Here is a 21,848-nt window from a genome sequence, read left to right on the forward strand (position 1 = left end):
TCAGCCGACCAGGGACTCTTGCTTGGTGAGTTTGTCCTTCGGGCCGGGGGTGGCGGGTTTGCCGTGGCGGATGAAGAGGGCGGAGGCGAGGACGCCGATGAGCAGGATGCCTGCGGGGAGCAGGGTGGACTGGCCGAGGGCGGTGCTGAAGGCGTCCTTGACGAACTCCGGGATGGGGCCTTGGCCCGCACCGCCTTCGGCGACCTTGCCGCCGCCGAGACCGTTGGCCGACATGCGGGACGCGATGAGGGCGCTGATCGCCGCACTGCCGAGGACCGAACCGACCTGACGGGTGGTGTTGTAGACACCGGCACCGGCACCGGCCTGCTGAACCGGCAGGTTGTGCGTGGCGGTGGTGGCGAGCGGACCCCAGATGCAGGAGTTCGCGAAGCCGGCCAGCGCGGCCGCCAGCAGGAACCACACGATGGACGAGTCCGGCGACATCAGCGCGGAGAAGCAGAAGATCGACGCCGAGAACAACGCGAAGCCGATGGTCGGCAGCAGCCGCGGGTGCAGGCGGTCGGAGATCTTGCCGATGAACGGCGCGAAGATGAAGGTGACGACGGCCATCGGCGCGAACACCAGGGCCGACTTGGTCGGCGAGAGCTCACGCACCGCTTGCAGGTAGAAGTACGACGGCACCATGAACGCGGTGACCGTGGCACCCATCGCGGCGATGGCCACGTTGGACAGCGCGAAGTTGCGCTCCCTGAACAAGTTCAGCGGCAGCAGCGGTTCGCCGGTGTTGCGTGCCTGGTTCACGAAGAACGCGGCGAGCACGAGCACACCCGCGCCGATGATCAACCAGATCCGCAGCGACCAGTCGTAGCTGTTGCCCTCCTGGATGCCGAACACCAGCAGGAACATGCCGACACCGCTGAGCAGCACGCCGGGGATGTCGAACTTGTGCTGGTTGGTCGGCAGCGCGGGCACCAGCCAGACGGCGAGCGCGAAGGCGACCAGGCCGACCGGGACGTTGACGAAGAAGATCCACTTCCAGCTCAGGCCGTCGACCAGCACACCGCCGAGGATCGGGCCGACCAGGGTGGCCAGCCCGGCCACCGCGCCCCACAGGCCCATGGCCGCGCCGCGCTTGTCCGGCGGGAAGGTGCGGGTGATCACCGCCATGGTCTGCGGCGTCATCAGCGCGGCGCCGATGCCCTGCGCGGCACGCGCGGCGATCAGCATGCCGATGGTGCCGGACAGGCCGCACCACAGCGACGCGCCGGTGAACACGGCCAGGCCCATGAGGTAGATGTTCTTGGGGCCGAAGCGATCCCCGAGCCGGCCGGTGACCAGCAGCGGCACCGCGTAGGCGAGCAGGTAGGCGCTGGTCACCCAGATCACCTTGGAGATGTCGGCGTGCAGGTCGGTCATGATGGCCGGGTTGGCCACCGCGACGATGGTCATGTCCAGCAGGATCATGAAGAAGCCGACGACCAGCGCGGTGAGCGCCAGCCACGGATTACGTTGAGTGGTCATGGGTTCGGAGTTCCTATCTCGGATGTCCCCGAAGACGGGGGAAGTACGGCGGCTGCGTGCCAGCCGGTGACGTCGCGCGGGGGGCGAGCCAGCCGCCGGGCGTGCGGCGTCGGCGGTGGCTCGCTGTGCGTCTCGACGGTCCACGGGTTGTGGTGGTGATGCTTGGCGGCTCTGGTGCCGGTGGCCTGATCGAAGTCCTCCCATTGCAGGCCGCCGTCCTCGAGCTCGCCGAGAAAGCCGGTGACCCAGGCGATCTCGGCGCCGATCATGGCGTGCAGATACGGGAGAACGATGGTGTAGCGGCGCGGCACCTTCCGCTCGCCTGCCCAGTCGATCAGCATCCCGACCTCGCCGTGTTCGGCTTCGAGGTGCCCGATCCGCTCACGCAGCAGCGCGAGCACGTCCTCCTTGGGCAGGTTGTGCGCCTCGGCCAGCGCGACCGGGAAGATCGGGTACTCCGGCACGGGGGACCGCAGGATCTCGGTGATCCTGTTGCGCAGCGCCGCCCGGCCGTGCTCGGTGATCCGGTAGGTGGTGCGCTCGGGCCGGTTGCCCTCGCGGTCGACCCCCTCGGATCGGACCAATTCCTGCTCGGCCAGCCGCGCCACCGTGTGATACAGCGAGCCGGGGCGCACCTTGATCAGCGCGTCTTCCCGGCGCGCGATCAGCATTTGATACATCTCGTACGGATGCATGGGCTGCTCCTCGAGCAGCGCGAGCACAGCGATCGCCAGTGGCGTCACCACCGGCCGCGCCTGCTGCGCCATGTCCGTCACCTCCTGCTGATCGTGCTCGCGCGGTCGTCGAACGAGCCGGAACCATCGACCCGCGGGGCGAACATTAGCCCCGTCCTCCGACATGCTCCGCGCTTAATATTCCACACGGAATATACGGCGCGGAGCAATGCGCTCGCAAGGCCGGTCGATCGGCTAGAAAGGTGACTGTGCGCACAGCAAACCGGCCCCGACATCAGTCAGGGCCGGCCTGGCGCTGGGCTATTTCAGCAGGTCGATCCGCTCAGGTCACGCTGAGGTCGGGAGCGATCGGCAGCGCGTCGGTGCGCCGCAGCCGCCCGGTGCCCGGCGTACTGGCCCACACCGCGAAGGCGAGCAGGCCGTCCAGCACCATGGCCAGCACGGCGACCAGCAGCGCGCCGACCAAGACGCGGTCGTACTTGTAGAGGCTGATGCCGTCGAAGATGTAGCGGCCGAGGCCGCCGAGGTTGACGTAGGCGGCGATGGTCGCGGTGGCGACCACCTGGAGGGTCGCCCCGCGCAGACCGGTGAGCAGGATGGGCAGCGCGTTGGGCACCTCGACCCGGAACAGGATCTGGGTCTCGGTCATACCCATGGCGCGCGAGGCGTCGACGACATCGGCCGGGACGTTGGCGATGCCGGCGTAGGCCCCGGCCAGCAACGGCGGAATGCCCACGGTCACCAGCGCGAGCAGCGGCGGGATCAGGCCGAGCCCGAGGCCGAGCACCAGGAAGGTGAGCAGGCCGAGCGTCGGCAGCGCGCGCATGGCGTTGGCGAAGCCGACGAGCACCGCGGCACCGCGCTTGGTGTGCCCGATCACCAGGCCGAGCGGCAGCGCGACCGCGGCGGAGATGACGATGGTGAGGAAGCTGTACCAGAGGTGTTCGGCGACCCGGTGTTCGATTCCGGCCGGCCCGCTCCAGTTCGCACCCGCGGTGAGGTAGTGCCAGGCGTCGAGGAAAAGATTCATGCGGCAACGCCTTTCGCCCGCGCGGCCCTGGCATCGGCCCGCGCCCACGGTGTCGACCAGCGGCCGAGCGCGTAGACCAGGCGGTCGAAAATCAAAGCGAGCGCGAGGATCACGAGGATGCCCGCGATGATCTCGTCCGGGTAGTCACGCTGATAGCCCTGGGTGAACAGCTTGCCGACGCCGCCGACCCCGATCAGCGCGCCGACCGAGACCATGGCGATGTTGGTCACCACCACCACCCGCAGGCTGGACACGAAAACCGGGATGGCCAGGGGCATGTCGACGGTGAGCGTGCGCCGCAGCGGGCTGAACCCGACCGCGTCAGCGGCGTCGATCACCTCGGCCGGCACCGAATCCAGCGCCGCGGGCACCGCGATCACCAGCAGCGCGGTCGAATACAGCGTCAGCGCGATGATGACGTTCAACGGGTCGATCGTCGAAATCCCCACCAGCGGCGGGATGATCACGAACAACGCCAGCGACGGAATGGTGTAGGCCAGGCTCGCCGTGGTCACGGTCACCCGGCGCAGCCAGGACACCCGGCGCACCAGCGCACCCACCGGAATCGCGATGAGCAATCCGAGCAGCAAGGGCACCAGCGCCAGGTACAGGTGGGTTTTGGTGAACCCCATGATCTCGGCGAAATTGTCGATCAGGTATCTCACGCCGGTCCCCCGCCGCTCACTTCCTGTTCGAAGAAGTGCCGGTTGCGTTCGGCGTCTTCGACGGATCGCTGGTCGGCGAGCTGTTGCAGGATCTCGGTGGCCAGCACCCCGCCCCGGACCGCGCCCGAATCATCCACGGCCACACCGACTCCGGAGGGCGAGGAGATCGCGGCGTCGAGCGCCTGGCGCAGGTCGCCGGTCGGGGTGAACAGCGAGCCGCCCGCGGAGGTGCTGTCCGGCAGCGAACGTCCGCCGCGGACCGCCTCCACGCCGGTCACGTCGATCCAGCCGGACGGCTTGTGCTCCGCGTCGACGATCAGCACCCAGTCGCCGCGATCCAGCCGCAGCGCGGGGATCTGCGCCGCCGTCGCGGTCCGGATCTCGTGCAGGGGAACATCTTTCGCCGACCGGAAGGACAGTCCCCGGTACCCGCGATCGCGGCCGACGAAATCGGCGACGAAATCGGTGGCCGGTTGGGACAGCACATGATCCGGTGCGTCGTACTGCTGCAGGACCCCGCCGCGCCCGAACACCGCGACCCGATCGCCGAGGGTGATCGCCTCATCGATGTCGTGCGTGACGAACACGATGGTCTTCTGCAATTCGGCTTGCAACCTTTGCATTTCGCTCTGCAACTCGGCCCGCACCACCGGGTCGACGGCGCTGAACGGCTCGTCCATCAACAGCACCGGCGGGTCCGCGGCCAGTGCCCTGGCCACACCGACGCGCTGCTGCTGCCCGCCGGACAGCTGCGCCGGATACCGGGTGGCCAGCGCCCGGTCCAGGCCCACCCGATCGAGCACCTCCAGCGCGGCCGTCCGGGCGGCCTTGCGCGAATCACCGCGCAGCACCGGCACGGTCGCCACATTGTCGACGACCGTGCGGTGCGGCAGCAGTCCCCCGCTCTGGATCACGTAACCGATACCGAGCCGCAGCTTTACCGGGTCGACCGTCGAAATGTCCTGTCCGGCAATGGTGATCGAGCCGGAGCTGGGCGTGATCATTCGGTTGATCATCCGCATCGACGTGGTCTTACCGCAGCCGGACGGGCCGACGAACACGGTGAACGAGCCGGATTCGATGCGCAGATCGAGGTCGGTGACGGCCTTGGTGCCGTCCGGGTAGGTCTTACTGATACCGCGGAATTCGATATCGGACAACGGTTTTCCCCTAGCCGGTCGGTGTGTTCAGTCCCTGCGCGGCCACCCAGGCGACGGCCGCCGCCTTGGGCTCGGTCTTGCTGGACCCGGACACGGCCTCGTTCAACTTGATCAGCTCCGCGGTGGTCAGCTTGGCCGAGGCGGCGTTCAGCACGGCCAGTGCCTTGTCCGTCTTCTTGGCCGCGTTGAGCAGCGGGACCACGTTCTGCGCGGGGAAGTTGTGCTTCGGATCCTCCAGCACCACAAGGTTGTTCTGCGTGATGGCGGGCGAGGTGGTGAAGATGTCGGCCGCGGTGACCTGGCCTTCGACCAGCGCGCGCACGGTGGCGGGGCCGCCGCCGTCGGCGATCGGCACGAAGTTGTTCGCGGCGATGTCGAGGTTGTAGTTCTTCTTCAGGCCCGGCAGGCCGCCGGCCCGCTCCTGGAATTCGGCCGGCGCACCGAATTTCACCTCGGCGGCGTGTGCGGCCAGGTCGGCGATGGTGCGCAGGTTCCAGCGCTCGGCGGTGGCCTTGGTGACCACCACCGCGTCGGAATCCTCACCCGGGGCCGGGGTGCCGATGGCGAGCTCCGAGCCGAGCGCGGTGGCGAGCGCGCTGTTCACGTCGGCCGCGCTGGTGGCGGTCGCGTTCTTGTCCAGGTACTGGAGCAGGTTGCCGTTGTACTCGGGGATGACCGAGATCGCGCATTGCCGCACGGCCGGGACGTAGGCCTCCCGGCTGCCGATGTTCAGCTTGGTGTCGACCTTGAATCCGTTGACGCGCAACACTTCCGCGTATACTTCGGCTACCGTCTCGGATTCCGGGAAGTTCGCCGAACCGACGGTGAGCCCGTCGCCCTCGCAGCTGCCCTTGCTGGCCAGTGGGTCGGAGTTGCCGCCACACGCGGACAGGATCATGGCGACGGCCAACGCCGCGGCCGCGACGATGAACCGGGTGGCGCGCAGCGTGAGCCGCAGCGCCGACCGGCCATGCCGCGCCGCATGGGGGGTGATCGAGGTTTTCACTGGAGTCCTTCCGGCCTGACGGGCAGTGCGAGGTCCCGGGGCAGCACAGCCACCGGTACATTCTGGGTGTCCATACTGCCCGCTTCAGGGTGTTCGTGTTGGCTCTGTCGGTCTCTCGGAGAGTTGGTGTCGCCGGATGGTGTTGCCCGCGTCGCTGCGGATGCTGGCTCGAGTACTGGTCGTCGCGACCGCGACACTGGCCGTATCCTGCGGTAACAGTGATCAGGGCGCGCGGATCACGGTCGGTGCCGGTGATTCGGCCGAGTCGAGCGTGCTCGCCGAAATTTATGCGGGCGCGCTGGCGCGGGTCGGCGCGCGCACGTCGGTCACGCCCCATCTCGGTAGTCGCAGCGACTATCTCGGCGCCTTGGACGCGGGCCGGATCGATCTGATCGGTGAGCACAACGGCGCGCTGCTGGCGTACCTGGATCCCGCCGCGACCGACCGCGCGCCCGACGTCGAGAAGGTGCCGAGCGCGCTGAGCAGGTCGCTGCCGGAGGGACTGGTGATCAGCGATGCCGCCGACGGCACCGACCTGCGACCGCGGGTCGTGCTGAGCGCCGAGGCCGCCACCCGCGACAACCTGCGCACCATCGGCGATCTCGCGCCCCGCTGCGAGACGCTCACGGTCGGTGTGGCGCCCATCCCGGATCTGATCACGCTGCCGCCCGTGCTCGAGCAGGTGGCGGGTTGTCACTTCGCCGCGCGAGTGTCGTTCGCCGACCCGGGCGCGTTGCGAAAAGCCCTGCTGGACGGTGAGGTTCAGGCGGGTCTGCTGACCGGTCCGCCCGCCGTCGTCCCCGGCTCGACCGAGGGGCTGACGGTCCTGTCCGACGCCGACTACGCCGTACGCACCGAGAACGTGCTCCCCCTGTTCCGCAAGGGCGTACTCGATGACCGGCAGATCAAGAAGCTCAATTACGTTGCGGGCGAACTCACCACCGACGATCTGGCGAAGCTGATCCGCGAGGTCCGCGACGCCGGCGCGAATCCCGCGGACGTCGCTCGCAAGTGGCTCGACGACCACTCGCTGTAAACACCGCACGTTCGGCAGCGGAGCTGGCTAACGTCTGACCGGTGAGTATCAGGTTCATCGCCGGCTATGTGGCACTCGTGGCGATATTGCTGTTCGCCTGGACGACCTACTCGGACAAGAATCCCCTGTTCGCGGCGGCGTTGATCGTCGCGCTGTGCGCGATGATCGCCATGAACATCTGGATCCATCTGTCCTTGCGCAAGCACACCCCCAAGCGGAAGGCGCCCGGTCCCGAACGGGATGGGGCGCCTTCCGGCAAGTGAACCGACTTACTACGCAACGCCTTCGGCACGCGCGGCAGCCGCGACGGCCTCGGCGACCGCCGGGGCGACCCGCGGGTCCAGCGGGCTGGGCACGATCTTCTCCGGGCCGAGCTCGTCGGCGACCACGCTGAGGATCGCGTCGGCGGCGGCGATCTTCATGCCCTCGGTGATGCGGCGGGCGCCGGCATCGAGCGCGCCCTTGAACACGCCGGGGAAGGCGAGCACGTTGTTGATCTGGTTCGGGAAGTCGCTGCGGCCGGTGGCGACGATCGCGGCGTACTTGCGCGCGACCTCGGGGTGGATCTCCGGGTCCGGGTTCGACATGGCGAACACGATCGACTCCGGCGCCATCGAGGCGATGAGTTCCTCGGCGATCAGGCCGGCGGACAGGCCGAGGAAGACATCGGCGCCGTTGAGCGCCTCGGCGGCGCCACCGGTCAGCCCGCGCGGGTTGGTGCGGGTGGCCAGCTCGGCCTTCACCTCGTTGAGGTCGCTGCGCTCGCGGCCGATGATGCCCTTCGAGTCGAGCACGGTGACGTCCCGGACACCCGCGGCCAGCAAGATATTCGTGCACGCGACGCCGGCCGCGCCGGCCCCGGACACGACGACCTTCATGCCGTCGATGGAGCGACCCTGCACCTTGGCCGCGCCGTTCAGGGCGGCGAGCACCACTATGGCGGTGCCGTGCTGGTCGTCGTGCATGACCGGGCAGTCGAGCGCCTCGATGAGTCGCTTCTCCACCTCGAAGCAGCGCGGCGCCGAGATGTCCTCCAGGTTGACCGCGCCGAAGCTCGGGCGCAGCCGGACGACCGTCTCGACGATCTCGTCGACGTCCTTGGTGTCCAACACGATCGGGATCGAGTTGAGCCCGGCGAACTTCTTGAACAGCGCGGCCTTGCCCTCCATCACGGGCAGCGAGGCACGCGGACCGATGTCACCGAGGCCGAGCACGGCGGTGCCGTCGCTGACCACGACGACGAGGCGGTCGGTCCAGGTGTAGCGCTTGCAGAGCTCGGCGTCTTGCGCGATCGCCCGGCTGACCTGAGCGACGCCCGGCGTGTAGGCGATCGACAGGTCGCGCTGGGTCTCCAGCGGCGAGCTGAGTTCTACCGAGAGCTTGCCTCCGAGATGCCCCGCGAAAATCTCGTCGTGGGTGATTTCGGAAAGACTTGCAGTGGCATTCGGTGCGTCAGTCACAGGTGACACGATTTCACTCCTGCTCGGGCCGGGCAAACCGGGGGACGGTTACCGCCGGGTATATAGGTATAAGTGTCTATGGTCGCTCCGCAGGCTCCGCTCCTGCGGTTTTCATTACGCTCATCGAGTGCGCTGACCGGTACGTTTCGCTGTTACGGCGGGTCACGAAAAAAACCTGTAGCCGATTTCGCTGACGTGGCGCGGCACTGATCCGCGGAGCGGGAGCCGGACGGGTAGGTCCGGACAGAACATGCGGCGTGATCCCCGGGTCGCGACGGTGCGTCGCGAGGCGAAGATCTCCGTGACTCCAGTACCCGGCGGTGGCTTAGGTAAAGGAATCCGGCATATTCTGCCAGCACGGTCCGCGACTTGCCAAACCGGTCGGGTTCCCGCCGTGTCGCGCGCCGGTATCCAGCCTAGTGCGGCGGAATTACCCGGCGGTAAGGGAAAACTCGCAGGTGGCCGCGGCCGGACGGTGAGTTGTCACATCGCGATCGGGTCGGCCGGTGTGAGGTGCGGGACGGTGCCGTCCTCGTCCTCCGGCAGGATCGCCGGGGCATCCGGGACCGCCGCGGACCGCGCGCTCAGCACACCCGGATCGCGCAGATGGGAGACCGCGGGGCCGCGCGCGTCGAGCACGAGGGTCTCGCGCCGGCGGCGCGGAAACGGCTCGCGCGCCGGTGCCACGGAGGTTTCGGTCGCGCCGACCACGCCCGCGTCCAATGCCGCGATTTCCCGCGCGTCCGGGCGCACCCAGACGTTGTCCAGGCCCCCTGACATCAATCGCACCCGCCAGTCCGCCTCGGGCCCGGGATGATCGGTGCGCCGATGCATGCCACGGCTCTCGGTACGGGCGAGCGCGCTGTACTTGGTCCACCGCGCGACCGCCAGCAGGGCGGCGGCCTGCCTGGCCCGCAGGCGGTCCGATCCGGTGCCGCCGAGGTCGAATTCGGCGCCGGGCCACATCGCGTCGAGTTCGCCGATGCTGTCGACCAGGCTGCCCGCGCTGCGCCAGTAGCTGCGCCGCAGCGGCAGCGTGTGTTCCTGCACGAGGCCGACCACGGCGCGCGGATCGATCCGCGCCACCGCGCTGAGTCCGGCGCCGGCCACCTCGCGGGTGGGACTGCGCCGGTCGGCCGTGCGCGCGTGCCTGGCCGCGCCGGCGCCGGCCCACACTCCCGAGGCGATGGCCCACGCGCCACCCTGACCGCCGAAACCACTGACCGCGCCGGTGATCGGTTCCCTGGTGGTCACGTCGCCCGCGCCGAAGAGCCCGTGGACCGTGGTAGCGCAATCCGGCCCTACCAGGCGCAGGCCGCCGGTGCCGCGCACGGTGCCCTCGAGCACGGCGCGCAGCGGCACCCGCCCGGTGCGATCGACCAGGCCCTGCCCGATCAGCCACCCACGCATCGCGGCGGGCACGTCGTCGAGCGCGGCGAACACCCGGCGGCCGTCGGCGATCGCGGCGAAGGCGGCCGCGCGCTGGCCCGCCAGGATCGTGCCGGACTCGTCGTAGAGGGTGGCGAAATGCCATCCGAGGCCCGGCGCGGAATGCGGCGGCGCGGCCGGGTGCGGCACATTCACCACCGGCGTCAGGCCGTACGCGCTGGAGAATTCCATGCCCGACAGTTGCGCCCCGGCCTCCGCGGCGAACAGCAGTCCATCGCCGGTGTCCACGTCGGTGCCCGCGCCGCCGGACAGGAACGCGCAGCCTCCCGTGGCCACCACCACGGCGCCGGCCCGGACGGTCCACGCCCGGTACTGATTGTGCTGCTGCACACCGGTCGCCCCCGCGACCTTGCCGTCACGATCGATGAGCAGTTGCAACGCGGGATGGTGATCGAGAATGCGCACGCCCGCGCTCAGCACGCTGCGGCGCATCCGGCGCAGGTAGCTCGCCCCGTCGAGGTACACCCGCAGCGAGGAGCCGGGGCCCGCGCCCGGAAACCGGTAGCCCCAGCTGGCCAGCTGCTCGACGCGCAGGTGCGTCTCCTCCAGCACCCGGTGCATCCAGTCCGGGTCACCGAGGCCGCCGCCGTGCGCGTAGCCGCGGTGCACCGCCTCGTCCCTGGCCGGGCCGGGTGGGATGTTCCACAACGAGGTGGTGCCGTGTGCGGTGGGGCCGCTGGTGCCACATCTGGCCTTGTCGGCGAGCACGACCCGGGCTCCGGTGGCGGCGGCGGATACGGCTGCCCAGGTTCCGGCGGGCCCGCCGCCCAAAACCAGTACGTCCGTCTCGAGTTCCGCCACAAAGAGAAATATTCGGCCACAATTCACGGAACCGCAACCATTAACGAAATATTTAGCGCTGCTGTATTCGATCCGTTGCCGGCGAAGCGCCGCTGATCAGCTCCACCACTGGGTCCACAGCAATAAACCGGCGGCGATAAAAACAACCGCAGATCCAGAAAAAGCGGCGAAACCACGACGCTTGTCCGAATAAATCTGTGCCGCAACGGCAATCACCGCGGACAGCACGTGCCACGCCACCGATTCGGCGCCCGGCCCGGGGAACTCCCGCCGGGCCGCGATGACCGCGGTGCCGATGACGACGAGCGCCAGCGCCACCGTGCCCGCGGCGACGATGCCGCTGAAGCCGCGCAGCAGTTTCACGAGCCGATCACCGGTACGCCGGTCGCCTTGCCCGTCAGCACCTCGAATTGCGCGGGGTCGGTGGTGAACTGGCCGAGCTGGATGGTCTTGTTCGAACCGTGGTAGTCCGACGAGCCGGTGGTGATCAGGCCGAGCTCGGCGGCCAGCTCGGCGAGCACGGCACGATCGGTCGCCGAGTGGTCCGGATGGTCGAGCTCGAGTCCGCCGAGGCCGAGGGCGGCCAGCTCGCGGATGTCGTCCAGGGCGAGCAGCCGGCCGCGCTTGCGGGCCCGCGCGTGCGCGACCACGCTGACCCCGCCCGCGGTGGCGATCATCTCGACCGCGCGCCGCAGCGGCGTGTCGGCCTTCTCCGCGTAATAAGGCCCGTGCGGCGCGAGCAGTTCCTCGAACGCGGCATCGACGCTCGGCACCACGCCCGCCGCGACGAGCGCCCTGGCCAGGTGCGGGCGCCCCGCGGACGGCCCGGCCGAGGCCAGCACCGCGTCGGGATCGATCGGCAGGCCGTCGGCCACCATCCGGTCGGCCATGGCGCGCACCCGCTGGATCCGTTCGGCGCGCAGCCGCTCACGTTCGTCGGCGAAGCTGCGGTCGGTCGGGTCGAAGAGATAGGCCAGCAGGTGCACCGGCACCGGCCAGCCGTCCTCGCCCATGCCGATGCAGGACATCTCCATGCCGCGGACCAGCGTCAGCCCGTTCGGCAGCGCGTCGACCGCCTCGGCCCAGCCGGACGTGGTGTCGTGATCGGTGATCGCGACGACGTCCAGGCCTGCCGCGGCCGCGTTCCGGACCAGTTCGGCCGGACTGTCGGTGCCGTCGGACGCGGTGGAGTGGGTATGCAAGTCGATGCGCACGCCCTCAGTCTTACCCTGTCGGCGCGGCGAACCGCACGCGCAGGCGACGTAGCATCACCGTGTGCCATCCATCCCGCCGCTGCCGTCGTTCCGTGGGTCCGGCCGCGGACCGCGACAGCTGCCGCGCATCCCGATCCCGACCGCGCGGGCGATCGTCGACTGCGGCGTGTATGTCGAAGGTCGGCGGCTGCCCGGCAGATTCACCCATCGGGACGCGCTCGCGGAGGTGCGCAACCGGGGCGCGGGCTTCGTCTGGGTGGGCCTGCACGACCCGGACGAGGCGCAGATGGCCGACATCGCCGAGACTTTCGGGCTGCACGCGCTCGCGGCCGAGGACGCGGTCAAGGCACATCAGCGACCGAAGCTGGAACGCTATGACGACACGCTGATCCTGGTGATGCGCACGGTCGCCTACGTCGAGCACGAACTGCACAGCATCAGCGAGATCGTGGAGACCGGCGAGATCATGGTGTTCACCGCGCCGGACTTCGTGGTGTCCGTGCGGCACGGCGAGCATTCCGAATTGGCCTCGCTCCGTAAGGAACTGGAGGCCGACCCGGCGCAGCTGATGCTCGGCACCGGTGCGGTGCTGCACGCGATCGCCGACCACGTGGTGGACTCGTATATCGAAGTGACGCAGTCGATCGAGCTCGACATCGACGCGATGGAGGAAGAGGTGTTCACCCCGCGCAGCCGGGTCACCATCGAGTCGATCTATCAGCTCAAGCGCGAGGTGGTGGAGCTGCGGCGCGCGGTGAACCCGCTCGCGGTGCCGCTGCAGGTGCTCGGGCACAAGCCGGACGTGCCGCTGCCCAAGGAGATTCGGCGTTACATGCGCGATGTGGCCGACCATCACGCCGGGGTCGCCGAGCGGGTCACCGACTTCGACGAGGCACTGAGCGCGCTGATCAGCGCCGCGCTGGCCAAGGTCGGCGTGCAGCAGAACACCGACATGCGCAAGATCTCGGCCTGGGTCGCGATCGCCGCGGTGCCGACCATGATCGCGGGCATCTACGGCATGAACTTCACCCACATGCCGGGATTGGAAGCGAGCTGGGGTTTTTGGCTGGTGATCGTGATCACCCTGGCCATCTGCGTCGGCCTGTACGCCAATTTCCACCGCAACGATTGGCTGTAGCCCGAATTACATTCTGGCCGCACCGCGTTCGGGGTCGCGCACGTCGATTCCCGCCTCCGCCCAGGCATCTCGCAGCGCCTGCGCCCCGCGCACCCGCACCCAGGCCGCCTCGGTGGCGGTCACCGGCGTCACCGCGAAGTAGCGCACCGGATCGGCCGGCGCGGGCAGCACGACCTCGGGAATCCCGCTCTCGCCCAGCAGCACCGCGGTGAACGGCGCGCCCTGCCACATCTGCTCGCCCAGGTCCATCAGCGCATCGGCTTGCAGCACAACACCTTCCACCGCGGGCGCGGCGGCGAGCACACCGAGCGACTTGGCCAGCCCCGAGCTCGCGCCCGCCGAACCGCGCAGCGTGAGCACCAGTTCCGCGCGCGGCCCCTGCACCGGGTCGGCAAGCAGCGCGGTGGGATCGCCCATCGGGTGCCGGGAACCGCCCACCGTCGCGTAGTGCACCAGGTCGCCGTCGACGATCCGCAGGATCTCGATCGGCTCCACCCCGAGGAACGTCACCGACGCCGAATCGACGCCGGTCGCAGGCACACCGAAATGGTCGAGCACACCGGTGCGGACCGTCGACAACACCTCCATGCGTCAGATGGCCAGCCGCGCCAGCATGTCCCGCGCCTGCTCCGCGGACTTCGGGTCGCACAGCACGTCGTAACGCCCGGCCACCAACTGCATGGTGGAGGCGAAGTCGCGCTGCCCCTTGGTCGCCGCGTACGGGATCGAGGTGGAGATGACGCCGAAGATGACGCCGCCGACCAGGCCGACCAGCAGCGGGCCGAGCGCGCCGCTGGTGGTGAACAGGCTCAGCAGCAGGCCGAGGAACAGGCCCAGCCAGGCGCCGCTCACCACGCCGCCGCCGATGACCTTGCCCCAGGTGAGCCGGTAGAGGACCCGTTCGACCTGCATGAGGTCGACGCCGACGATGGTCACGTCCTGTACCGGGAACTCCCCGTCGGCCAGGTAGTCGACGGCCTTCTGCGCCTCGGCATAGGTGGGATAGGAGCCGACCGGCCAGCCGGACGGCGGCGTCGGCAGGGCCTGCCGGGCGCGATTCGAGTTCCCCAAGGGATTCGTCATGTCTCTATTCTGCTATTTCGCGCGGTTTTCCGGGGGTGTGAAACGCGTGGTGCGCGTCATTGCCGCCGCCCGGCCCTTTTCCGCGATCACCTGAGCCATTTTCGCGCTCGCCTCGTCGATCATTTCGTCGCCGAGCATGACCGCGCCGCGGGCGCCGCCCTCGGCCGAGGTGTGGAAGGCGTACGCGTCCAGGATCAGCTCGGCCCGGTCGTAGTCGGACTGACGCGGGCTGAAGATCTCGTTGGCCGCCTCGATCTGGCCGGGGTGCAGCACCCACTTGCCGTCGAAGCCGAGCGCGGCGGTGCGCCCCGCGGCCCGCCGGAAGCCGTCGACATCCCGAATCTGCAGGTACGGACCGTCGATCGCCTGCAGGCCGTGCGCGCGGGCGGTGAGCAGGATGGTCATCAGGATGTGGTGGTAGGCGTCGCCGGTGTCGTAGCCCTCCGGCTGTTCGCCGACCACCAGGGTGCGCATGTTGATGCTGGCCATGAAGTCGGCCGGGCCGAACACCAGCGCCTGCACCCGCGGGCTCGCGGTGGCGATCTCATCGATGTTGCGCAGGCCCGGCGCGTTCTCGATCTGCGGCTCGATGCCGATCCGGCCGACCTCGAGTCCGGTCGCCTTCTCCAACTGGGTGAGCAGCAGATCCAGCGCGCGCACCTGGCCCGCGTCGGTCACCTTCGGCAACAGGATCGCGTCCAGCGCGGTGCCCGCACCCTCGACGACGGTGATCACGTCGGTGTAGGTCCACTGGGTGGTCCAGTCGTTCACCCGGACCACGCGTAACTGGGATCCCCAATCGGAGTCGTTGAGTGCCGCCACGATATTCGCGCGCGCCTCCGCCTTGGCCTGCGGTGCGACCGCGTCCTCCAGATCGAGAAACACCTCGTCGACGGGCAGGCCCTTGGCCTTCTCGATCATCTTCTTGCTGCTGCCCGGACAGGCGAGCACCGAACGACGCGGCTTCAAGATCACTCCCATCGATCGTGGCGTGGTACTTACACCCGGCCGCGAACCTCTAGCCTGGCAAGCATGGCAGCTACCAGGGTGTACGTCGCCAGGCTGGCCGGCCTGGTGGTGCTGGGACCGGACGGCGAGTCTATCGGCCGGGTCCGTGACGTTGTGGTGGCCATCCGGTATGACCGCCAGCAGCCCCGTATCCACGGCCTCGTCGTCGAATTGCCCACCAGGCGGCGGATTTTCGTGCCGATCCTGCGGGTCACCGCGATCGAACCCGGCGTTGTGACATTGAACACCGGGACGGTGAGTCTGCGCCGGTTCACCCAGCGGCCGGGCGAGATGCTGGCGCTGGCGCAGATCGTGGATTCCTCGGTGCGCGTGGAGGATCCGGACCTGCCCGACCTCGCCGGGGTGGACGTCGTCGTGGTCGATCTCGGCATGGAGCAGACCCGCACCAGGGACTGGCGGGTCACCAAGGTCGCCGTGCGCGGACACCGCCGGATCGGGCGCCGTCGCACCGTGCACGTGGTGGATTGGATCCATGTCTCGGGTCTGACCCCGAGCGGCATCGACCAACCCGGACAAGAGGTCACCCAACTGCTCGAGCAGTTCGACGGCTTGCGCGCCGCCGACGTCGCGCACCTGCTGCGCGAGTTGCCGGAGAAACGCCGCCTCGAAGTCGCCGTCGCGCTCGACGACGAGCGGCTCGCCGATGTGGTGCAGGAGCTGCCCGACGACGAGCAGGTCGACCTGCTCGGTCACCTCGAGGTGCGCCGCGCGGCCGACGTGCTCGAGGCGATGGACCCGGACGACGCCGCCGACCTGCTCGGCGAGCTGCCGGTCAGCGAGGCCGAATCGCTGCTGGCGCTGATGGATCCGGAGGAGTCCGAACCGGTCCGCAGGCTGCTCGAGCATTCGCCGTACAGCGCGGGCGGCCTGATGACGCCGAAGCCGGTGATCCTCACCCCGTCCACCACGGTCGCCGAGGCGCTGGCCCGGGTGCGCAACCCCGATCTGACGCCGGCGCTGGCCTCGATGGTGTTCGTGGTCCGGCCGCCGACCTCGACGCCCACCGGCCGGTATCTCGGGTCGGTACATATCCAGCGGCTGCTGCGCGAGCCGCCGGCCCATCTGGTCGGCGGCATCCTCGACGCGGGCCTGGCCCCGCTGCGCGCCGACGTCCCGCTGGCCGCGGTGACCCGCTATTTCGCCACCTACAACCTGGTCTGCGGACCGGTGGTCGACGAGGAGAACCACCTGCTCGGCGCGGTCAGCGTCGACGACGTGCTCGACCATTTGCTCCCCGATGACTGGCGCGATCAGGAAGAGCTGCACGAAGGGATAGCCGGACATGAGTGACAAGGTCGGCGGCGCGCGGCAGCGGCTGGAGACGCCGGTCGAGTCCCGATTCCGCATCGATTGGGACGCGGACGCCCTCGCACGCAGCAGCGAACGCGTGGCGCGGTTCCTTGGAACCGGCCGCTACCTGGCCATTCAGACGTTGGTGGTGGTCGTTTGGATCACGTTAAATGTCGGCGTCATCGCGTTGCGCTGGGATCCATATCCGTTCATTCTGTTGAATCTGGCGTTCTCCACCCAGGCGGCCTACGCCGCGCCGTTGATCCTGCTGGCGCAGAACCGGCAGGACAACCGCGACCGGGTCTCGCTGGAGGAGGATCGGATGCGGGCCGCGCAGACCAAGGCGGACACCGAGTTCCTCGCCCGCGAACTCGCAGCGTTGCGGATCGCGGTCGGCGAAGTCGCGACTCGCGACTATTTGCGCAGGGAGTTGGAGGAGATGAAGGAGATACTCGATCGGATCGAGGGCGCCGGCCCGGCCAGTCCGCGACGCAAGAAGAGTTCCGGCCAAAAGCAGTCCCCAGCCCCGGTTTCACCGGCTGTTGCTGATGATTGACCGGAAATACCGAACAACTACCTGACTGGTGGGTAACCTGGACAGCGTTGTCCCGAGCGGTACTGGGAGGGGATGTCCCAGAAAGCCGTCTCACACGACGTAGAGGATTGGTGTGGCTGAATGCGTATATCTGCTCCGATAACCGTCTCGGCCCTGGTCGTAGCCGGTCTGGTCGCTTCCGGCTCAGCCTCCGATCCCTCCACTCCCGCCGGCGCGCCCACGGCACCCGAGGCTTTGCTGGCCGCGGCCACGAATCCCGCCGGATCCGCGGACAGCTCGGCCAAGTCGAGCGAGACCGGACTGTCTAAGACAGTCGGCTTGCTCCCGGTGACCCAGGAGTCGCCCCGCAAACTACGGGCAATGACCCCGTCCGACGGTTCGGCGCCGTTTGCCGGCCGGGTGCCGTTGCAGGAGATCTCGCTACCGCTCATCGGCGGCGCGCTCGGCATCCCGGAGGTCGTGCTCGCCGCGTATCGCAACGCCGAACTCGCGCTGGAGTCCTCCACGCCGGGCTGCGGGTTGTCCTGGAGCCTGCTGGCCGGCATCGGCCGCATCGAGTCCGGGCACGCGGGTGGCGGCCGCACCGACGCCGCGGGCACCACGGTCTCCCCCATCTACGGCCCCGCGCTGGACGGCACGCTGCCCGGCAACGAGGTGATCAAGGCGGCCAGCGGCGGTTACGTGCGCGCGGTCGGGCCGATGCAGTTCCTGCCCAGCACCTGGGACCACTACGCGGCCGACGGCAACGGCGACGGCGTCGCCGACCCGAACAACGTCTTCGACGCCGCGCTCGCCGCGGGCAAGTACCTCTGCTCGGGTGGGCTGAACCTGCGCGATCAGGCCCAGGAACTCCAGGCCGTGCTGCGCTACAACAACTCGACGGCCTACGCGGCCAACGTGCTGAGCTGGGCCGCGGCCTACCGCACCGGTGGCGCGCCGACTCAGGTGACCATCTCCCCGGACCTGATCCCGCCGGGCAGCAGCACCGGCGCGCCTATGCAGATCCCGGACATGACGGCGGTGACCTACACCAACAACACGCCGACCACGACGGCTCCCGCGGCGCCGCAGACCACCACCACCACGACGCCGACGCCGACCGAGGTGATGATCACCATCCCCGGCCTGCCGCCGATCCCGTGTGGCATCTTCTGCCCACCGCCGCCGAAGCCGCTCAATCCCTGTGAGCCCGCGGTCATTCCGGCCCCCATGCCGCAGCCCGGCGAGGCCGGGGCGCCCGCCGTGGTGCCCGGCGCGCCCGCCCAGACCTTCGGTGCGGGTGTGGCCCCGAAGGACCCGGCGGCCGCCGGCGCGAAGGATCCCGCGCGCCCGGACCAGCCGCCCGTGGCGCCGGTCTGCACGCCGCCGGACGCGGCTCAGCAGCAGGCTCAGCCGCCGCAGGCGCCCGCACCCGGCCAGCAGGCCGTACAGACGCCGGAAGCGACCCCGGAGGCCCCGCCCACGGTCACGGCCGAGCCGGCCCCGCCCGCGGAGGCCGCGCCGACCCAGCAGCCGGGCATCACATTGCCGTTCGGCATCGTGATTCCGCTGCCGCCCGCCCCCCAGGGCTGACGCCACACTCGAAGTAGGTCACGAAGCAGTAACAAAAAGGTCTCGGGTGCGGTAGTCTCCTCTTCGTCAGATCACGAAGGGCTCATCGAGCCGTTGGAGGGTCACCGCACAGTGGGGCGTCACCGAAAGCAACCGGCTGTCACCGTTAAACGCAGCTCGGTTATCGCATTGACCGGATTGGTTCCCGCTGGACTGATGGCATGTACTGCCGCGTCCAACGTGGGCCACGGAACCACCGCGAACGCGGTGGAACAGCATCTTCCGGCGGACGATCAAGGCGCACTGGGTGCCAAGCCCGCCGCCCTGATGACGGATCCGGGCGCGACGACGGAGTTCGTCGCCAACAAGATGGCCAAGCCGAGCGGACCGCCGGTGGTGAAAAGCGTTGCGCTGGCCGACAATCGGCAACTCGCCGCGCTGCCCGCCGGGCCGATGGGCGTGCCGGGCATCGCGGTCGCGGCGTACGAGAACGCCGAGCGCGTCCTCGCCGAGGAGAACCCCACCTGCCACATGCCATGGTCGATGCTCGCCGGAATCGGCCGCGTCGAATCCACCCACGCGTACGGCAAGGCCGACGCCGACGGCAACCCGATCAACGCGGTCTACGGCCCGGTGCTCGACGGAAGCCTCTACGGCAACAACATCGTTCGCGACACCGACGGCGGTGAGCTGGACGGCCTGGCCGGATACGACCGGGCGATCGGCCCGATGCAGTTCCTGCCGCAGACCTGGAAGCGCTACGCCGCCGACGGCAACGGCGACGGCATCGCCGATCCGCAGAACCTGTACGACGCGGCGCTGACCGCCGGAAAGTACCTGTGCGACGGCGGTTTGAACATGCGCGACCTCGCCCAGCAGTCGAAGGCGATCCTGCGCTACAACAACTCGATGGCCTACGTCGCGAACGTCATGGCCTGGGAGACCTCCTACAGCAGCGGCGTCGCACCACGGGCCGGGGACCTGCCCAGAATTTGACACGCCTAAAATTCCTGCCATGCCAGTAGTTACGGAATCGGATGTGCGGGGCGCGCTCGCGAAGGTCGACGATCCGGAGATCCGCAAGCCGATCACCGAACTCGGCATGGTGAAAAGCATCGCGATTGCCCCGGACAGCAACGTCCACATCGAGATCTACCTGACCACCGCGGGTTGCCCGCTGCGCACCGAGATCGTCCAGCGGGTCACCAAGGCGGTCGCGGACGTGTCCGGCGTCGGCGCGGTCACCGTCGATCTCGACGTGATGAACGACGAGCAGCGCACCAACCTGCGCAAGCAACTGCGCGGCGACTCGGCCGACCCGGTCATCCCGTTCGCTCAGCCGGGTTCGCTGACCAGGGTGTACGCGGTCGCGTCCGGCAAGGGCGGCGTCGGGAAGTCCAGCGTCACGGTCAATCTCGCCGCCGCCCTGGCCGCGCGCGGGCTCTCGGTCGGCGTCCTGGACGCCGACATCTACGGCCACTCGATCCCGCGCATGCTCGGCACCGACGCGCGGCCGACCCAGGTCGAGAAGATGATCATGCCGCCGCAGGCGCACGGCGTGAAGATGATCTCCATCGCGCAGTTCACCCAGGGCAACACGCCGGTGGTGTGGCGCGGCCCGATGCTGCACCGCGCTCTGCAGCAGTTCCTCGCCGACGTGTTCTGGGGCGACCTGGACGTGCTGCTGCTCGACCTGCCGCCCGGCACCGGCGACATCGCCATCTCGATCGCCCAGCTGATCCCCGGCGCGGAGATCCTGGTCGTCACCACCCCGCAGATCGCCGCCGCCGAGGTGGCCGAGCGCGCGGGCGCCATCGCGTTGCAGACCCGGCAGCGGATCGCCGGCGTCGTCGAGAACATGTCCTGGCTCGACCTGCCCGACGGCAGCCGGATGGAGCTCTACGGTTCCGGCGGCGGGCAGGTGGTCGCCGATCGCCTCACCCGCGCGGTCGGCGCCGACGTGCCGCTGCTCGGGCAGGTGCCGATAGAGCAGGCCGTGCGCGAGGCGGGCGACGACGGCACACCGATCGTCCTGAGCGCCCCGGACTCCCCCGCGGGCAAGGCGCTGATCGACATCGCCGACAAGCTGGCCGTCCGCCGGCGCGGGCTGGCGGGCATGTCGCTGAACATCGACACCACGCGGCACGGGTAACCAGACCTCGACGACCGATTTCCGCGTGGGCGTTGTTCGCTCGGTGTCGGTGGGTGGCAATAAGCTCGGGGTCATGCTCACGTTGCTGTTGTACGTGCTGATCGTCGGTCTCGTCGCCGCGGTGCTGTTCCTGCTCGCCAGTGCGGTATTCGGCCGGGCCGAGGAGCTCGGGCCGCTGCCGGAGGGCACCACGGCGACCGTGCTGCCCGCCGAGGGAATCGCTGGCACCGATGTCCGGGCGCTGCGGTTCCAGCAGGTGGTGCGCGGTTACAAGGCGTCCGAGGTGGACTGGGCGCTGGCCCGCCTCGCCGCCCGGATCGACGAACTACAGCATCAACTGGCCGAGGCGCAGGCCGCGCGCTGGCAGACCCCCGTCGCGCCGGAATCGAAATGAGCCCGGCCGCCCTGGCCGTCGCCGAGGACGACGGCCGGATCCGCTGCGCCTGGCCGCTGGAAACCCAGTTGTACCGGGACTACCACGACTTCGAGTGGGGAAAGCCGGTGCACGGCGACGACGCGCTCTTCGAACGGCTGTGTCTCGAGGCGTTCCAGTCGGGGCTGTCCTGGATCACCATCCTGCGTAAGCGGCCAGCGTTCCGGGCGGCGTTTGCCGGGTTCTCGATCGAGCGGGTGGCCGAGTTCGGCGACGCCGACGTGGCGCGGTTGCTCGCCGACCAGGGCATCGTGCGGAACCGGCTGAAAATCGATGCCGCGATCGGCAACGCCCGGGTTGCTCGCGACCTCGATATCGGCCTGGACGAGCTGCTCTGGTCGTTCGCGCCGGACCCGCGACCACGCCCGCGAACCGGTGCCGACGTGCCCGCCAGCACACCCGAATCCGTAGCTCTGGCAAAAGAATTGAAGCGGCGCGGGTTCCGTTTCGTCGGCCCGACCACGGCCTACGCCATGATGCAGGCGACCGGAATGGTAGACGATCACCTGGCCGATTGCTGGGTCGGCAGTGACGTGTCCGACACAGTCCGACCGGTCACTTTTTGAACTCAGGTATCCGTCCACATCCGCGATAGGGAAGAATGGGACAGGTGTAGCT

At 69.1% G+C, this 21,848-nt stretch carries 23 protein-coding genes; 10 read left to right on the top strand and 13 right to left on the bottom strand.

Features of this window, described 5'->3' with window-relative positions; translation table 11 throughout:
- From ACFYO1_RS17775 to ACFYO1_RS17800, 6 genes are all read right to left on the bottom strand, one after another.
- Positions 1-1,482 (bottom strand): DHA2 family efflux MFS transporter permease subunit, encoded by a 1,482-nt coding sequence (locus tag ACFYO1_RS17775; protein ID WP_387232030.1) that lies wholly within the window; start codon positions 1,480-1,482, stop codon positions 1-3.
- Entirely contained in the window at positions 1,479-2,249 is a 771-nt protein-coding gene (locus ACFYO1_RS17780; protein WP_387232032.1) for a PadR family transcriptional regulator, read from the bottom strand. Before ACFYO1_RS17780 ends, ACFYO1_RS17775 begins: the two co-directional genes overlap by 4 nt.
- A gap of 250 nt (positions 2,250-2,499) precedes the next feature.
- Positions 2,500-3,207 (bottom strand): ABC transporter permease, encoded by a 708-nt coding sequence (locus ACFYO1_RS17785; protein ID WP_387232035.1) that lies wholly within the window; start codon positions 3,205-3,207, stop codon positions 2,500-2,502.
- Entirely contained in the window at positions 3,204-3,872 is a 669-nt protein-coding gene (locus tag ACFYO1_RS17790) for an ABC transporter permease (protein WP_387232037.1), read from the bottom strand. Before ACFYO1_RS17790 ends, ACFYO1_RS17785 begins: the two co-directional genes overlap by 4 nt.
- Positions 3,869-5,032: an ABC transporter ATP-binding protein gene (locus ACFYO1_RS17795; RefSeq protein ID WP_387232039.1), complete on the bottom strand. Its 1,164-nt coding sequence runs from the start codon at positions 5,030-5,032 to the stop codon at positions 3,869-3,871. Before ACFYO1_RS17795 ends, ACFYO1_RS17790 begins: the two co-directional genes overlap by 4 nt.
- Before the next feature lie 10 nt (positions 5,033-5,042).
- The gene (locus ACFYO1_RS17800) at positions 5,043-5,930 is read right to left on the bottom strand and encodes an ABC transporter substrate-binding protein (protein WP_387235173.1); all 888 of its coding nucleotides are present in this window, start codon (positions 5,928-5,930) and stop codon (positions 5,043-5,045) included.
- 244 nt (positions 5,931-6,174) lie between these two features.
- Between ACFYO1_RS17800 and ACFYO1_RS17805 the strand changes: the two genes are divergently transcribed.
- Positions 6,175-7,074 carry an ABC transporter substrate-binding protein gene (locus ACFYO1_RS17805; protein WP_387232041.1) on the top strand — a complete coding sequence of 300 codons (900 nt, stop codon included), beginning with the start codon at positions 6,175-6,177 and terminating at the stop codon, positions 7,072-7,074.
- A gap of 41 nt (positions 7,075-7,115) precedes the next feature.
- Entirely contained in the window at positions 7,116-7,337 is a 222-nt protein-coding gene (locus ACFYO1_RS17810; protein ID WP_387232043.1) for a hypothetical protein, read from the top strand.
- Positions 7,338-7,346: 9 nt separating this feature from the next.
- Here ACFYO1_RS17810 and ACFYO1_RS17815 read toward each other — a convergent pair whose 3' ends face one another.
- From ACFYO1_RS17815 to ACFYO1_RS17830, 4 genes are all read right to left on the bottom strand, one after another.
- Entirely contained in the window at positions 7,347-8,543 is a 1,197-nt protein-coding gene (locus ACFYO1_RS17815; RefSeq protein ID WP_387232045.1) for an NADP-dependent malic enzyme, read from the bottom strand.
- 474 nt (positions 8,544-9,017) lie between these two features.
- Positions 9,018-10,784: an FAD-binding protein gene (locus ACFYO1_RS17820; protein ID WP_387232047.1), complete on the bottom strand. Its 1,767-nt coding sequence runs from the start codon at positions 10,782-10,784 to the stop codon at positions 9,018-9,020.
- 96 nt (positions 10,785-10,880) lie between these two features.
- Complete coding sequence (locus tag ACFYO1_RS17825) at positions 10,881-11,147, bottom strand: hypothetical protein (protein ID WP_387232049.1); 267 nt, start codon at positions 11,145-11,147, stop codon at positions 10,881-10,883.
- On the bottom strand, positions 11,144-11,998 hold the full coding sequence (locus tag ACFYO1_RS17830; protein ID WP_387232051.1) for a PHP domain-containing protein: 855 nt from the start codon (positions 11,996-11,998) through the stop codon (positions 11,144-11,146). The genes ACFYO1_RS17825 and ACFYO1_RS17830 overlap by 4 nt, the downstream gene beginning before the upstream one ends.
- A gap of 61 nt (positions 11,999-12,059) precedes the next feature.
- On the opposite strand from ACFYO1_RS17830, the gene ACFYO1_RS17835 reads away from it, so the two are divergent.
- Positions 12,060-13,136: a magnesium and cobalt transport protein CorA gene (locus ACFYO1_RS17835; RefSeq protein ID WP_387232053.1), complete on the top strand. Its 1,077-nt coding sequence runs from the start codon at positions 12,060-12,062 to the stop codon at positions 13,134-13,136.
- A 6-nt stretch (positions 13,137-13,142) separates the two neighbouring features.
- On the opposite strand, the gene ACFYO1_RS17840 is transcribed toward ACFYO1_RS17835, so the two are convergent.
- From ACFYO1_RS17840 to ACFYO1_RS17850, 3 genes are read right to left on the bottom strand one after another with little or no spacing between them, the layout of a single operon-like run.
- Positions 13,143-13,724: a suppressor of fused domain protein gene (locus ACFYO1_RS17840; RefSeq protein WP_387232055.1), complete on the bottom strand. Its 582-nt coding sequence runs from the start codon at positions 13,722-13,724 to the stop codon at positions 13,143-13,145.
- 3 nt (positions 13,725-13,727) lie between these two features.
- Positions 13,728-14,219: a general stress protein gene (locus ACFYO1_RS17845; RefSeq protein WP_378716638.1), complete on the bottom strand. Its 492-nt coding sequence runs from the start codon at positions 14,217-14,219 to the stop codon at positions 13,728-13,730.
- Between the two features lie 12 nt (positions 14,220-14,231).
- Positions 14,232-15,200, bottom strand: coding sequence for an HpcH/HpaI aldolase/citrate lyase family protein (locus ACFYO1_RS17850; RefSeq protein ID WP_387232057.1), 969 nt, complete (start codon positions 15,198-15,200; stop codon positions 14,232-14,234).
- A 51-nt stretch (positions 15,201-15,251) separates the two neighbouring features.
- Between ACFYO1_RS17850 and ACFYO1_RS17855 the strand changes: the two genes are divergently transcribed.
- The 7 genes from ACFYO1_RS17855 to ACFYO1_RS17885 all read left to right on the top strand — a co-directional run bounded on the left by ACFYO1_RS17855 (position 15,252) and on the right by ACFYO1_RS17885 (position 21,796).
- Positions 15,252-16,538 carry a magnesium transporter MgtE N-terminal domain-containing protein gene (locus ACFYO1_RS17855; protein WP_387232059.1) on the top strand — a complete coding sequence of 429 codons (1,287 nt, stop codon included), beginning with the start codon at positions 15,252-15,254 and terminating at the stop codon, positions 16,536-16,538.
- Positions 16,531-17,094, top strand: a complete 564-nt coding sequence (locus ACFYO1_RS17860; RefSeq protein WP_387232061.1) for a DUF1003 domain-containing protein — start codon at positions 16,531-16,533, stop codon at positions 17,092-17,094. Before ACFYO1_RS17855 ends, ACFYO1_RS17860 begins: the two co-directional genes overlap by 8 nt.
- A gap of 120 nt (positions 17,095-17,214) precedes the next feature.
- On the top strand, positions 17,215-18,666 hold the full coding sequence (locus ACFYO1_RS17865) for a lytic murein transglycosylase (protein ID WP_387232062.1): 1,452 nt from the start codon (positions 17,215-17,217) through the stop codon (positions 18,664-18,666).
- Between the two features lie 111 nt (positions 18,667-18,777).
- Positions 18,778-19,641 (top strand): lytic transglycosylase domain-containing protein, encoded by an 864-nt coding sequence (locus ACFYO1_RS17870; RefSeq protein ID WP_387232064.1) that lies wholly within the window; start codon positions 18,778-18,780, stop codon positions 19,639-19,641.
- Between the two features lie 19 nt (positions 19,642-19,660).
- Positions 19,661-20,797, top strand: a complete 1,137-nt coding sequence (locus ACFYO1_RS17875; RefSeq protein WP_387232066.1) for an Mrp/NBP35 family ATP-binding protein — start codon at positions 19,661-19,663, stop codon at positions 20,795-20,797.
- Between the two features lie 73 nt (positions 20,798-20,870).
- Entirely contained in the window at positions 20,871-21,191 is a 321-nt protein-coding gene (locus ACFYO1_RS17880; protein WP_387232067.1) for a DivIVA domain-containing protein, read from the top strand.
- On the top strand, positions 21,188-21,796 hold the full coding sequence (locus ACFYO1_RS17885; RefSeq protein ID WP_387232069.1) for a DNA-3-methyladenine glycosylase I: 609 nt from the start codon (positions 21,188-21,190) through the stop codon (positions 21,794-21,796). The genes ACFYO1_RS17880 and ACFYO1_RS17885 overlap by 4 nt, the downstream gene beginning before the upstream one ends.
- Positions 21,797-21,848 lie beyond the last annotated feature (52 nt).

The organism is Nocardia sp. NPDC006044 (assembly GCF_042871115.1).
Taxonomy (GTDB): domain Bacteria; phylum Actinomycetota; class Actinomycetes; order Mycobacteriales; family Mycobacteriaceae; genus Nocardia.

Coding starts and splice junctions, on each gene's coding strand:
- ACFYO1_RS17775 (WP_387232030.1), bottom strand. CDS start 1,482: ATGACCACTCAACGTAATCCGTGGCTGGCGCTCACCGCGCTGGTCGTC.
- ACFYO1_RS17780 (WP_387232032.1), bottom strand. CDS start 2,249: ATGGCGCAGCAGGCGCGGCCGGTGGTGACGCCACTGGCGATCGCTGTG.
- ACFYO1_RS17785 (WP_387232035.1), bottom strand. CDS start 3,207: ATGAATCTTTTCCTCGACGCCTGGCACTACCTCACCGCGGGTGCGAAC.
- ACFYO1_RS17800 (WP_387235173.1), bottom strand. CDS start 5,930: ATGATCCTGTCCGCGTGTGGCGGCAACTCCGACCCACTGGCCAGCAAG.
- ACFYO1_RS17805 (WP_387232041.1), top strand. CDS start 6,175: ATGGTGTTGCCCGCGTCGCTGCGGATGCTGGCTCGAGTACTGGTCGTC.
- ACFYO1_RS17840 (WP_387232055.1), bottom strand. CDS start 13,724: ATGGAGGTGTTGTCGACGGTCCGCACCGGTGTGCTCGACCATTTCGGT.
- ACFYO1_RS17845 (WP_378716638.1), bottom strand. CDS start 14,219: ATGACGAATCCCTTGGGGAACTCGAATCGCGCCCGGCAGGCCCTGCCG.
- ACFYO1_RS17850 (WP_387232057.1), bottom strand. CDS start 15,200: ATGGGAGTGATCTTGAAGCCGCGTCGTTCGGTGCTCGCCTGTCCGGGC.
- ACFYO1_RS17855 (WP_387232059.1), top strand. CDS start 15,252: ATGGCAGCTACCAGGGTGTACGTCGCCAGGCTGGCCGGCCTGGTGGTG.
- ACFYO1_RS17860 (WP_387232061.1), top strand. CDS start 16,531: ATGAGTGACAAGGTCGGCGGCGCGCGGCAGCGGCTGGAGACGCCGGTC.
- ACFYO1_RS17865 (WP_387232062.1), top strand. CDS start 17,215: ATGCGTATATCTGCTCCGATAACCGTCTCGGCCCTGGTCGTAGCCGGT.
- ACFYO1_RS17875 (WP_387232066.1), top strand. CDS start 19,661: ATGCCAGTAGTTACGGAATCGGATGTGCGGGGCGCGCTCGCGAAGGTC.
- ACFYO1_RS17880 (WP_387232067.1), top strand. CDS start 20,871: ATGCTCACGTTGCTGTTGTACGTGCTGATCGTCGGTCTCGTCGCCGCG.
- ACFYO1_RS17885 (WP_387232069.1), top strand. CDS start 21,188: ATGAGCCCGGCCGCCCTGGCCGTCGCCGAGGACGACGGCCGGATCCGC.